Genomic DNA, 11,977 nt, shown 5'->3' on the forward strand with positions numbered 1-11,977 from the left:
CCGGTGTCTGCAAGTGGAACTACAGCCCGACGGCATCAATATCGATGAGCAGCAGTCGCTCGCCGTTATCGAAAAATTGCCCGGCGGTGAGGCAGTACTGGTTACTGGTGGCATCGCGGTAAGTGTTGGAAAGCGTCAGCCTGCGCTCATCCCAACCCTCTGCCAGCAGGTGATAGAAATAGGGACGCCATGACCAGTTGTGGCCCAGGTAACGGTTGTCAGCCTCCCAGCCGTTATTGCGCCACTCAAGATTGGGTGTCAGCTGCGTGCCGTGGCGGTCGCATTGATAAAAGCGCAACAGCCAGGGGAATGCATCCAGTTGTGGCAAGGCGCTGAGCGGTGCACGCGCCTGAGCCCATTCTTGCAGGATCGCCATCAGCTCGCTGAGTTGCTGGCGCATGATCATCAGGCGGCCGCGTTCAGCCAGTTTCTGCTGAACATAGCGCTGACGCAGTTGAGCGAAGCGCTCGACAAAGGCGTCGGTGACAAAGAAGTCGGCTTGCGCCCGGGCGAACAGAAAACCCTGCACATAGCGCGAACCGCACTCAAGGGCAAAATTGAGTTGAGCTTCGGTTTCCACCCCTTCGGCGATGATCCAGCAACCGGTTTTCTCCGCCATTTGTGCCAGCGCCTTGACCACGTCGCTGCTCGGCCCACCCAGCGCAGCGGCCTGGAACAAGCGCATGTCGAGCTTGAGAATGTCCGGTTGCAACGCAAGTACGCGATCGAGCTGAGAGTCACCGGCGCCGAAATCATCGATGGCGATCCGCGCGCCTGCTTGCCGGTAACGCGCTACCACTTCGGCCAGGCGCTGGATGTCGCCACCGAGTTCGGTGATCTCGAAGACGATTCGCTGCGCGTCGACGTTGTGCCTGCTCAATTGCTTGAGGCTCGGCAACGGCTGGTCTGGCCGCAAACGGTTGATCCAGCGCGGGGAGATGTTCAGGCTCAGAAACCAATCCGATGGCGCTTCATGCAGACGGCTCAGTGCGTTATCGCGGATCTGGCGATCCAACCGACGCAGCGCGATAGCGGGCGTTCGCGGGTCAGCGAACAGCGGCCCCACCGAGGCCAGTTGGCCGTTAGCGTGGCGCAATCGGCCGAGTGCCTCGACGCCAGCGATACGGCCGGTGGCGGTATCGATGAACGGCTGAAAGCAGGCGAGCGGTTGCCCGTCGATCACGAGGCCTCCTTAGTAAGGTCTTGTTCTTGGGATTAATCCTGGTTACCGGGTAGGCATGCAGGATTGAACCCCTCGATAGAGAGGTTCATCCCGGTGGTATTGCAAGAATGCAGCCAGATAGCGGCTGATCAATGTTTGCGCGAAGAGCCTTGCATGACCAACTTGATCAATGGCCCCAGCGTGGTGCCCAGGCGAACCAGTCGAGTCAGGCTGCTGACGCCGCCGCTCTTGGCGCCCTTGCCAGTCAAGAAGCCCAGCAAGGTGACGGCTGCCATGCCCCAGAGTGGGGCGTGCTTGATGCCGAAACCATCGTGCAGGTTTTGCGTCATTCCGCGCACGCGCTGCAAGGGTTGCAGCAATGCCCGGGATTCGTGGCGGATTTCCTGACGATGCATTTCCATGCGCAGGCGGATCAGCGCCTTGCGCATTTCTGTGCGCGAGCTGTTGTGAGGCAGTTCAGGCAGGTTCATGGCAGCAGGCGCTCCCGATCGTTGGCCAACTCTTCCAGAGTGCCGTGGAAGGGTGAGGACTCATCGAAAATCGCCGCTCTCAAGCGCATTCCGCAGAAGATGCAGGCAAGGGTGTAGAACACGCAAAGTGCGATGATAGCGGGCAGGCGATAGGTATCCCAAAACAGGATCATCACCAGCGTCGACAACCCCACCAGTAACAGCAAGGCAAAGACCAGCGCCAGGCCTGCAAACAGCAACAGGCTTACAGTGCGCGCTTTTTGTTCCTGCAATTCGATGCCGAACAGTTCGACATGGCTGTGCAGCAATCCAAGAAAAGCGGCACCCAGGCGCCGCGGTGAGGAGCTTGTGCCCGTCGCGGACGAGCCGGATTCGCCGATCGCCATATCAGCGCCGCGTTGCCAGCAAACCAATCAGAAAACCTACGCCAGCCGCGATGCCGACCGATTGCCATGGGTTTGCCTGAACGTAATCTTCGGTGGCGGTGACGGCTGCCTGGCCGCGTTCGCGCAGGGAATCTTCGGTCAATTTCAAGGTTTCCCGGGCACGCAACAGACTGTCGTGGATCTGCTCGCGCAACTCATCGGCCTGATCGCCGGCCAGGGATGCGGTGTGTTCCAGCAACCGTTCGGTGTCGCTGACCAGTGTCTGAAAATCGTTCATCAGGATCTCTTGAGCAGTCTTTGCCTTGATGCTGGCCATTGGTGGATCTCCGTAAGTGGCGTCTGTTGCTTTCGAGTATGAGCCTTGCGTGAAGGTTCAGTACAAATGACTGGTACAACTTTTGCTACGTCGTGGTGCATCTGCCTGCGCCGTTGCGCTGTTGCCGGGCATGATTTCAGGAAAACCTTCACTCTAACAATCAAAACTCGCGCAAGACGTCCGGGTCTTGATTTGCCTTCATGAATTTTGTGCGCCAAAGCGGTTCGCCGCGATCGGCTCCTTGATTCCGGCAAGTCGCAACTTGGTGCATGAATTGTCTGCGCGAACTGCTTTGGTGCTTTTTTCAGCCGTAAGGTCTGCCAACCATGGAAAATCTGCAAAGCGCTGTGGACAGTCTGGTCCATAGCTCCAATACGTTGTTCATTCTGATCGGCGCGGTCATGGTGCTGGCGATGCACGCCGGTTTCGCCTTTCTCGAAGTCGGCACGGTTCGACAAAAGAACCAGGTCAACGCCTTGTCGAAGATCCTCAGCGATTTCGCCATTTCGACCCTGGCCTACTTCTTTATAGGCTATTGGATTTCCTATGGGGTGACCTTCATGCAGCCGGCGGCTGTGATCAATGCTGATCATGGCTATGGACTGGTGAAGTTTTTCTTTCTGCTGACCTTTGCTGCGGCGATACCCGCGATCATTTCCGGGGGGATCGCCGAGCGTGCCCGGTTCGGCCCTCAGTTGTGCGCAACGGCATTGATCGTAGCGTTCATCTACCCCTTCTTCGAGGGGATGATCTGGAACGGCAACTTTGGCCTGCAAGCCTGGTTGCTGGAACGCTTTGGCGCCAGCTTCCATGACTTCGCCGGCTCGGTCGTGGTCCACGCCATGGGCGGTTGGCTGGCCCTGGCAGCGGTGTTGTTGCTCGGGCCACGTCAAGGGCGGTATCGCGATGGGAAATTGGTGGCGTTCGCGCCGTCGAGTATTCCGTTTCTGGCGTTGGGTTCGTGGATTCTGATCGTCGGCTGGTTCGGTTTCAACGTGATGAGCGCGCAAACCCTGCAAGGTGTCAGCGGGCTGGTGGCGGTGAATTCGCTGATGGCCATGGTCGGTGGAACCGTGGCGGCGCTGATCGTCGGGCGTAATGACCCAGGCTTTCTGCATAACGGTCCGCTGGCCGGATTGGTGGCGATCTGCGCCGGTTCCGATCTGATGCACCCGGTGGGTGCGCTGGTGACTGGCGCCATCGCCGGCACATTGTTTGTCTGGTGCTTTACCGCTGCACAAGGCAAATGGCATATCGACGATGTGCTGGGCGTCTGGCCGTTGCATGGTTTGTGTGGTGTATGGGGCGGGATCGCCTGCGGTATCTTCGGCCAGAGCGCATTGGGTGGTCTGGGTGGCGTGAGTCTGATCAGTCAGTTGATCGGCACCGCGCTCGGTGTGGTCGTGGCGCTGGCCGGTGGTTTTGCGGTGTATGGCGTGATCAAGGCGTTCCATGGTCTGCGCCTGAGTCAGGAAGAAGAGTATTACGGTGCGGACTTGTCGGTGCACAAGATTGGCGCCGTGAGCCAGGACTAGTTCTCTTCATCGTCAGCACCGGGATAAAACCCGTGCAGCAGGCGATAGCGGTCATGCCGCACCTGATCGACCCGGTCCTGCACTTGCTGGCCGGGCAAGCCGAGCATGATCAGCGCATGAGAGGCGAGCATCAGGCTGGACTCCAGCAACTCGGGCACGACTTCGCTGGCACCGGCCGCTTTCAACTCGGCCAACTGACTGTCATCGCGGGTGCGCACCAGGATCGGCACCGTCGGGTTGAAGCGGCGTGCCTCCTTGAGTATCAGCAGGGCGATGTCGGGTTTGTCGACGGCAACCACCAACAGCCTTGCGCGCTCCAGCCCTACGGCAACCAGCAGTTCGCCGCGACGGGAGTCGCCATAATGCACACAGCTTTCAACGACGGCTGCTTCCTGGACTCGCACCGGATCACTGTCCAGCGCAATGTAGGGTTGATGCTCATGGCGTAAAAAACGGCCGATGGACTGGCCGACGCGACCGTAGCCACATATCACGACATGGCGGTGTAACCCGGCATTGAGCGCGCTGATTTCTTCAAGTTTCGCTTCTTCGTTGGGTTTGCGGTGCACGTGTGTGGCGATACGAGGCGCGGCGCGCAGCAGCAACGGCGTGACCAGCATCGAACAGAAGGTCGCCGCCAGCAGTAGGCCGCCGAGGTCGGCGGGCATCAGTTTGTTCAGCTGCATCTGTGCCATCAGCGCGAAGCAGAACTCGCCGCCCTGGGCCAATGCCAAGCCGCTGCGCCAGGCGGTTTCACCATCGCTGCCGCGCCATTTGACCAGCAGCGCAACGACGCTGCCCTTGATCAGCAACAATCCCAGGGTCAGGCCGAGGATCAGTAAGCCGTGGCTGGCGAACAACTGCAAGTCGATCAACATGCCGATACTGACGAAGAACACCCCGAGCAGGATGTCGCGGAACGGGCGGATGTCGGCCTCGATCTGATGCCGGTAGTGGCTTTCCCCCAGCAGCATGCCGGCGAGAAACGCACCCAGGGCAGGGGAGAGACCGAGCAGGTGAGTCAGCCACGCTGTCAGCAGCACAATGACCAGCGCCAGGAGCACGAACAGTTCCGCGGAACGGGCCGCCGCCACTTCATGGAACAGCCGCGGCAGCACCCAGCGACTGGCCAGCAGCAGGCCGACGAACAATACGACGGTTTTCCCCAGCGTCACTGGCAGCGCCCAATACCAGGCCTGATCGCTGCTGCCAGCGAACACTGGCACCAGGGTCAGCAGCAATACAGCCACGATGTCCTGGAACAGCAACACGGCGATGGCATTCTGGCCGTGGCTGCTGAAAATCTCGCCAAGACTGCCCAGCTCTTTACTGACAATGGCGGTGGAAGACAGCGACAGGCCGGCGCCGAGTAACAGCGCAGGCGTGATGGGCATGCCGAGCAATATCAGCAAACCGCCCAACAGCGTTCCCGAGCACAACACCTGCAGACTGCCAAGCCCGAACACCACTCGGCGCAATGCGAGCATTTTTGACAGGGAAAACTCCAGCCCGAGGGAGAACAGCAGGAACACTACGCCCAACTCTGCGAGGTCTGGTAACTCTTCGCTTTCATTTATCCAGTCGAGCGCCGTCGGCCCGATCATCAGTCCCACGCACAGGTAGCCCAACACCGGTGGTAAGCGCAGGCGCTGGAACAGTGCAATCACCACCAGGGAGGAGGCGAGGATGATCAACAGGTTGGCGAACACAAAAAACTCCGGTGATGGACGCTGGCCACTCAAGCGTAGAGGCAAAAAAAACCGCGAGCATGTCGCAAGTGATGTTCAGGCCGATTGATGTGCGTCAGGGAGTTGCCGAAATCTCTTGAAACCCGGCTTTGGTCCAGACGTCCGGATCACTGGCTCGACTGCTTTTCATGGCGGGCCTAGAATGAACGCCTACTTTGCCGGGTCTTATGGTCATGCCTCCTGAATGTCAGCTGTTCGGCACCCTTGGGTGTCATCTCTGTGAAGTGGCTGAAGCCATGCTGATGGAATTTGTCGAAAACGGTCTGCTGGTGGAACTGGTGGACATTGCTGCCGATGAAACATGGTTCGAAGCCTACAGTCTGCGTATTCCGGTATTACGGCGGGCCGATACTGGTGCTGAGCTGGACTGGCCGTTTAGTGCCGATCAGGTAGTGGCGTTCCTCAGTTAAGCGGTTTTTGCGGTGACGGTGTTCCCGCCTGTCGAACTTGCGATTGATCCCCTTGGCTTTACCGGTGCTGTTCGGATACTGTATGCGCATACAGTTATCCGTAATGCCTGCCTTGCGTAGGCAGTCCGGGCGTGAGAGGGATGAATCGTGGTCAATGTCGAACAATTGAAGAACAGCGTGAACCGGATGTCGGCGGACGTGGTACGCGAGGCTGTCCTCGAATTGCGTCTGGATGGCCTGGTGACAGAAGGAAAAACCCCCTTCAACAAATTGCATTTCAATACCTGTTTCGCTGAAATCGAAGCCTTGTTCCAGCGCGCGGGCTATCACCGGCAACTGGATGTCGTGGGTTATCAGGGGTTGTTGTACGCGCTTTATGATCCCGGTCGCTGGGAAGCGGTCGATGTGTTGCGCTGGCTCAAGGAATTCACCGAAGCGGCAGCGCGCACGCAGATACCGGCTTGAAGATTCTCTTCTAGGTTCGTTCCGGCCGCTGTTGGATAATGCCGCCCTGTATTGAGGGTTAGAGCTTTCGTATGTCCACTTCATCTTTTTCTGCCGCACACAACCAGGCCAGCACGCTCTACTTGCCGCCTGGCCCGTGGCAGACCGTACTCGATTGTCTGTGCGAACACTTCAGTGCCATCGGCCGTGAACAATGGCTGGACAGAATCGCCCGCGGTCGTGTGCTTGATGGGCATGGCATGCCAATCGCCCTGGACTTACCTTACAAGGAAGGCCTGCGGATTCACTATTTTCGCGAAGTGCCGGACGAAAAGCCGATCCCGGTGGTTGAGTCGATTCTGTACGCGGATGAGCATCTGGTAGTGGCGGACAAGCCGCATTTTCTGCCAGTGACTCCGGCGGGTGAATACGTGGAGCAGACCCTGTTGCGACGGTTGATCCGTCGACTCGATAACCCGCACCTGGTGCCTTTGCATCGCATTGACCGGCACACGGCGGGGCTGGTGCTGTTTTCCGCCAACCCTCAGAGCCGCTCGGCGTATCAGTCGTTGTTTCCTACGCGGCAGATCGAAAAGCGCTACGAGGCAATTGCCCGAGCGTTGCCTGAACGCTCTTTTCCATTGGTCCATAAGAGCCGGCTCATCGATGGCGAGCCTTTCTTCCGCATGCAGGAAGGTCCTGGCGTCAGTAATACCGAGACGGCAGTCGAGGTCAGGGAGAAAAACGGTGACCTCTGGCGTTATGCGCTTTACCCGGTAACGGGCAAGAAACATCAGTTGCGGGTGCACATGACTGCCTTGGGCGCCAGTATCTGCAACGACCCGTTTTATCCGCAGGTACTCAAGGATGTTGAGGATGACTACGCCAATCCTTTGAAACTGCTCGCTCAGGGGCTACGGTTTGTGGATCCGGTCACCGGCCAGGAAAGAGTATTCGAAAGTACCATCACCCTGCAGTGGTGATCGCGAGTTCAGCAAATCTGCTGATCTTCAGCCACGAAAAAGCCCGCATAAAGCGCAATGCTGTTCACTTAAGGATTGTTGACTAATCCTCAGGCAGCAGGAAAATCCGGAATCTGATAAGGATTCCGGATTTTTTATGTCTGTTGCTCAGGATTTAAGCGCTGTTCTGGACTTCGCTGAACAGCCACTCTCACGCCTTGAGGTTCCGAACAGCGGAAACGCCACCATTGCGGGAACACTTTGGCTCAGGAAACACCTCCTCTGATCGCCAGACTCCGTACCCGGTGCTGCGTCTTGTTGCGTTGATGAACGCCCGTTCTCACATCATCGCCAATGCTGCCATCAGCCCCTACCGTAAGGGGGAAATCCCACTGGCCAGGGACTTTGTAGAGAGCATACCCAGCCACTCGGTGACACTACTGGACAAAGGTTTTTTCAGCGCAGATTTGTTGTTGAGTATTCAAAACGTTGAGGAAAACAGGCATTGGATGATCCCGGAACGCAAGGGGACGGTTCGAACGGAGGTTGAACATTATGGCGATGGCGATTATCTGGTGCAGATGAAGGTCTCGCCGCAGGCGCGTAAAAAGAATCCGGTTTTACCTGAGTACTGGCAGGTACGGGCCGTTACCTACGAGGTCGAAGGAAAAGAAAAGACCGTCTTCACCTCACTGCCGGCTTCACACTTCAGCGCCGAAAAGGTCGCGACCCTTTATCACGAGCGGTGGGAAATCGAGTTGGGTTTCAGGGATATCAAAAGCTCGAGCAAGACAATGCCTTGACCCTGCGCAGCAAGACCGTGGATCTGGTGTATCAAGAGTTGTGGGGACTGTTACTGGCTTACAACGTGGTACGTCGGGAAGCCAGTCAGGCTGCTGTTGCTCACAAGCGAGCGCCGAGCGAAGTGAGTTTCAAATTTGCCTGTCGGCACATCGCCAGCCATCTGGTGGTCATGGCTGGAGCAGTGTCGCCGTCACACACACCAAGACGTCTGGAGGACCTTCGCGGCAGCATCGGTGTGCTTTTCATAACAAAACGCCCCAGACCGGCAAGGCCTAGGGCGGTGAAGATGTCAAAAACCCGGTATCCAGTTAACCGCAAGGCTGCTCCGCTTAAGTGAACAGCATTGCGCATAAAGCGGGCTTTTCCATATCCGGTTGTCACCGCAAAAATTACAGCTCTTTAACGGTACGAACCTGATCCTTGTTGATGCGGGTCTGCTTGCCATCCAGTTGTTCGAATTCGTAGAAACCCGAATCCTTATCGAAATTTGGCGCGTCGACAGCCTGGATTTCTCGACCGTCATTCAAGGTGATCACTGTAGGCGATGCGCAACCGGCGAGGGTAGCGAGGCCCAGTGCGAGCATGAAAGTGGCGAGGGTCCGTTGAGTCATGAGTGTGTCTCCGAATATGAATTCTTTTGGTTACTGAGCTTGAGACGTGTACAGCGCGCGCAAGTTCCTTCTCCTGTCAGTCTGACACAGTGATGTGGGCACTTAATAGTTCTGGTGTGTTGAGGTTGGCCAGGCGGGGGTCTTTGTCGGGGCATTGCAGGGCAGTAGCGCCCAGTTTGCGCATGAGGCGACCCGGGCTGCGTTCGCCGTCGTTCCAGGCAATGTCGAAATCTGCCAAGAGTGCCACAGGGATAATGCACAGCAAGGGTTCCCAGTGTTCGCCATGGCGCAGCATCAGCGGTTGGTCCGGGTGCTGGCTGGCGGTTTCGCGCATGCTATTGAGCAGCGCGGCATCGATGCGCGGTACGTCACAAGGCAGCACCAGCAGATGCGCATGGCGGGCGACCTTCAAGCCTGCGCGAATTCCGGCCAGGGGGCCTGGAAAGTCGCCTTCTTCGTCATGAACCAGCTGGTCGGCGTAGGGCCCGTACTTTTCCAGGTTTCTGTTGCAGGAGATGATCAGGTCATCGCTCAGCGAGCGGGTCTTGCGGTGCAAGTGGGCAATCAGTGGCTCGCCGTGCCATTCCAGTAACCCTTTGTCCTGACCGCCCATGCGTTGGCCACGTCCTCCTGCCAGGAGCAGAATGGAACAGGGCGGCAAAAGTGTCTTTGAGGTCATGGCAGGTCTCCATGCGGGCGGCGAAAAAATGAGGCGCTGTGATATAACACCGGGCTGTTTCTCCTACAACTGGATGAGCCTATGACAGCCAAGGCTGATGTACCTTTTGCGCCGCTCAACATCGCGGTGCTGACGGTCAGCGATACCCGTACCCTGGAAACCGATACCTCAGGCCAGGTCTTCGTCGACCGGTTGAGTGCCGCTGGTCATAACCTTGCGGCCCGTATTCTGCTCAAAGATGACCTCTACAAAATTCGTGCGCAAGTCGCCAACTGGATTGCCGACGATGTCGTGCAGGTCGTGCTAATCACTGGCGGTACTGGTTTCACTGGACGCGACAGCACTCCGGAAGCGGTGAGTTGCCTGCTGGACAAACAGGTCGACGGTTTTGGTGAGCTGTTCAGGCAGATATCGGTGGCGGATATCGGTACCTCTACTGTTCAGTCCCGTGCCCTGGCCGGCTTGGCCAATGGCACGCTAGTCTGCTGTTTGCCGGGTTCGACCAATGCCGTGCGTACCGGTTGGGATGCCATTCTTGCCGAGCAGCTCGATTCGCGGCACCGCCCGTGCAATTTCGTCGCTCATCTCAAACAGGCGGCACCCTGTGAATCCCGCGGGTAAGCCAGGAAAGACGGGTAGTCTACTGGCTGTCGAGGTGGCACTGGCACGCTTGCTGGCAATGGCTGAAGGCTCACCGGTTCGTGAGCGTGAACGCTTGCCATTGGCGCAGGTCGAGGGCCGCGTGCTGGCCGATGATTTGGTCTCGACGCTTGATCTACCACCTTGGCCCAATAGTGCCATGGACGGTTATGCCTTGCGCACGGCTGACTGGACTGGAGAGCCGCTGGTGGTCAGCCAGAAGATTTTTGCCGGACAGGCTCCGGAGCCCTTGAAACCCGGCACCTGTGCACGAATCTTCACCGGTGCGCCAGTTCCAGCAGGTGCTGATTGCGTCGAGATGCAGGAGAACACCGAGGTTCAGGCGGATGAGCGAGTCCGTTTCACCGAAACCATGTCCTCAGGACAAAACATCCGCCCTCAAGGCCAGGAATCCACTGTAGGTGAATTGATTCTGCCAGCCGGCACGCGCCTAGGGTCGATCGAACAGGGGCTGGCTGCATCGCTGGGATGTGCAGAGCTGGACGTGATACGCAAGGTTCGTGTCGCTGTTCTGTCCACCGGGGATGAACTGATTGAACCGGGTCAGCCTCTGGGGCCGGGACAGATCTACAACAGCAATCGTGTGTTGCTTTGCAGTTGGTTGCACCGCTTGGGCTGTGAGGTGATCGATGCTGGTATTCTTCCGGATGATTTAGCAACCACTCGCGCTCGCCTTGGTGAATTGAAGGATGTCGACCTGATTCTGTCGACCGGTGGTGTATCGGTGGGAGAGGCGGACTTTCTGGGCATTGCCTTGCGTGAAGAGGGCGAGTTGACGTTGTGGAAACTCGCCATCAAACCAGGCAAACCGCTGACATTCGGGCATTTTCGCGGCGTACCTGTGATTGGTTTGCCCGGCAATCCCGCCTCGACCCTGGTGACCTTTGCTTTGTTGGCAAGGCCCTATCTCTTGCGTCGACAGGGCGTAAAAGAGGTTGAGCCCCTGAAGTTCCAGGTGCCGGCAGGGTTTGCCTGGCCCAAAGCAGGCAATCGACGCGAGTACTTGCGTGGACGTCTGGAGAATGGCCGGGCAATCATCTACAAGAATCAGAGTTCTGGTGTACTGCGTAGCGCCGCCTGGGCCGATGGTCTGGTTGAGGTGCTGGAGGATCGCACGCTGATCGAAGGTGACTGCGTTAGCTTTATCCCGCTGAGCGAAGTCCTGAGCTGATTCCGGCCGCAGGCTTGCCGCAAACCCGGTTGATCGAACCGGGTTTTGCGTTCATGGCTAACCCTCAATGAGCCAGGAGTGTCACGACCTGGTCAAAACGGCTATTGGCTATCCAGGCCAGAAGCCCGATGACTACGGTCGTTCCGCCAGCCGAATAGGCAAGCCTGTGTTTGATGGATTTGACGTCACTACGGACTTCATCCATGTCTCGTCGGATGTATTTGAGATGTGTCTCCAATTCAACGACGCGAGGTTCCATATCAACTTCTCCAGTGGGTTTAGCGCTGACTTTGAATTCAGCTTGATGATTGGCGCGTTTTTCTGCGAGCGGTACGACCGGAATGACCGGTGACCTGATTTCATGGCTTTGCATGGCACGTCCCTGTGTGTTTCCTGCTGATGTTTGATAACCGCAGACGCCAAGGTGTACCAATCGCACTTGCCGGTCAATTGAGCCGATTCCTCAGGTTTTGTAAGAAAAAGTCCCGCCTTGTAGGACGCCATGCGGCTAGTCGTCAAATAATTCAAATTTTTTCGACTTTTATGTGGCGCGACGAGGTCAACATCTCCCATACGGAATTCAATCTTGGGAGTGACA

14 protein-coding genes and 1 pseudogene are annotated in these 11,977 nt (G+C 57.5%); 7 read left to right on the plus strand and 8 right to left on the minus strand.

Annotated features, from left to right (window positions below; translation table 11 throughout):
- Positions 1 to 19: 19 nt before the first annotated feature.
- The 4 genes from ACYZTR_RS09040 to ACYZTR_RS09055 all read right to left on the minus strand — a co-directional run bounded on the left by ACYZTR_RS09040 (position 20) and on the right by ACYZTR_RS09055 (position 2,355).
- Entirely contained in the window at positions 20 to 1,183 is a 1,164-nt protein-coding gene (locus tag ACYZTR_RS09040) for an EAL domain-containing protein (RefSeq protein WP_461978159.1), read from the minus strand.
- A 128-nt stretch (positions 1,184 to 1,311) separates the two neighbouring features.
- Entirely contained in the window at positions 1,312 to 1,653 is a 342-nt protein-coding gene (locus ACYZTR_RS09045) for a hypothetical protein (protein WP_461978161.1), read from the minus strand.
- A complete protein-coding gene (locus ACYZTR_RS09050; protein WP_461978163.1) occupies positions 1,650 to 2,039 on the minus strand; it encodes a phage holin family protein in 390 nt (129 codons plus the stop codon). Before ACYZTR_RS09050 ends, ACYZTR_RS09045 begins: the two co-directional genes overlap by 4 nt.
- Before the next feature lies 1 nt (position 2,040).
- Positions 2,041 to 2,355 (minus strand): ElaB/YgaM/YqjD family protein, encoded by a 315-nt coding sequence (locus ACYZTR_RS09055; RefSeq protein WP_282380109.1) that lies wholly within the window; start codon positions 2,353 to 2,355, stop codon positions 2,041 to 2,043.
- A gap of 326 nt (positions 2,356 to 2,681) precedes the next feature.
- Between ACYZTR_RS09055 and ACYZTR_RS09060 the strand changes: the two genes are divergently transcribed.
- Entirely contained in the window at positions 2,682 to 3,890 is a 1,209-nt protein-coding gene (locus ACYZTR_RS09060; protein WP_461978166.1) for an ammonium transporter, read from the plus strand.
- On the opposite strand, the gene ACYZTR_RS09065 is transcribed toward ACYZTR_RS09060, so the two are convergent.
- Positions 3,887 to 5,599, minus strand: a complete 1,713-nt coding sequence (locus tag ACYZTR_RS09065; protein ID WP_461978168.1) for a cation:proton antiporter — start codon at positions 5,597 to 5,599, stop codon at positions 3,887 to 3,889. The genes ACYZTR_RS09060 and ACYZTR_RS09065 overlap by 4 nt on opposite strands.
- A gap of 212 nt (positions 5,600 to 5,811) precedes the next feature.
- Between ACYZTR_RS09065 and ACYZTR_RS09070 the strand changes: the two genes are divergently transcribed.
- The 4 genes and pseudogenes from ACYZTR_RS09070 to ACYZTR_RS09085 all read left to right on the plus strand — a co-directional run.
- Positions 5,812 to 6,048: a glutaredoxin family protein gene (locus ACYZTR_RS09070; RefSeq protein WP_461978170.1), complete on the plus strand. Its 237-nt coding sequence runs from the start codon at positions 5,812 to 5,814 to the stop codon at positions 6,046 to 6,048.
- 147 nt (positions 6,049 to 6,195) lie between these two features.
- Complete coding sequence (locus tag ACYZTR_RS09075; RefSeq protein ID WP_008145883.1) at positions 6,196 to 6,513, plus strand: hypothetical protein; 318 nt, start codon at positions 6,196 to 6,198, stop codon at positions 6,511 to 6,513.
- A gap of 71 nt (positions 6,514 to 6,584) precedes the next feature.
- Complete coding sequence (locus ACYZTR_RS09080) at positions 6,585 to 7,475, plus strand: pseudouridine synthase (RefSeq protein ID WP_461978172.1); 891 nt, start codon at positions 6,585 to 6,587, stop codon at positions 7,473 to 7,475.
- Between the two features lie 203 nt (positions 7,476 to 7,678).
- Positions 7,679 to 8,595, plus strand: a pseudogene (locus ACYZTR_RS09085) (IS4 family transposase); the annotation flags it as partial.
- Positions 8,596 to 8,647: 52 nt separating this feature from the next.
- Here the strand turns inward: ACYZTR_RS09085 and ACYZTR_RS09090 are convergent.
- Both ACYZTR_RS09090 and mobA read right to left on the minus strand, forming a co-directional pair.
- Positions 8,648 to 8,869 (minus strand): YgdI/YgdR family lipoprotein, encoded by a 222-nt coding sequence (locus ACYZTR_RS09090; RefSeq protein ID WP_461978174.1) that lies wholly within the window; start codon positions 8,867 to 8,869, stop codon positions 8,648 to 8,650.
- Between the two features lie 76 nt (positions 8,870 to 8,945).
- Positions 8,946 to 9,548: a molybdenum cofactor guanylyltransferase MobA gene (gene mobA, locus ACYZTR_RS09095; RefSeq protein WP_461978176.1), complete on the minus strand. Its 603-nt coding sequence runs from the start codon at positions 9,546 to 9,548 to the stop codon at positions 8,946 to 8,948.
- 81 nt (positions 9,549 to 9,629) lie between these two features.
- On the opposite strand from mobA, the gene moaB reads away from it, so the two are divergent.
- Together moaB and ACYZTR_RS09105 are read left to right on the plus strand one after the other, a co-directional pair.
- Positions 9,630 to 10,169: a molybdenum cofactor biosynthesis protein B gene (moaB, locus tag ACYZTR_RS09100; protein WP_461978178.1), complete on the plus strand. Its 540-nt coding sequence runs from the start codon at positions 9,630 to 9,632 to the stop codon at positions 10,167 to 10,169.
- The gene (locus ACYZTR_RS09105; protein ID WP_461978180.1) at positions 10,153 to 11,379 is read left to right on the plus strand and encodes a molybdopterin molybdotransferase MoeA; all 1,227 of its coding nucleotides are present in this window, start codon (positions 10,153 to 10,155) and stop codon (positions 11,377 to 11,379) included. Before moaB ends, ACYZTR_RS09105 begins: the two co-directional genes overlap by 17 nt.
- 64 nt (positions 11,380 to 11,443) lie before the next feature.
- Here ACYZTR_RS09105 and ACYZTR_RS09110 read toward each other — a convergent pair whose 3' ends face one another.
- Positions 11,444 to 11,752, minus strand: a complete 309-nt coding sequence (locus tag ACYZTR_RS09110; RefSeq protein ID WP_461969692.1) for a hypothetical protein — start codon at positions 11,750 to 11,752, stop codon at positions 11,444 to 11,446.
- Positions 11,753 to 11,977 lie beyond the last annotated feature (225 nt).

Source organism: Pseudomonas sp. Hz4 (assembly GCF_054898165.1).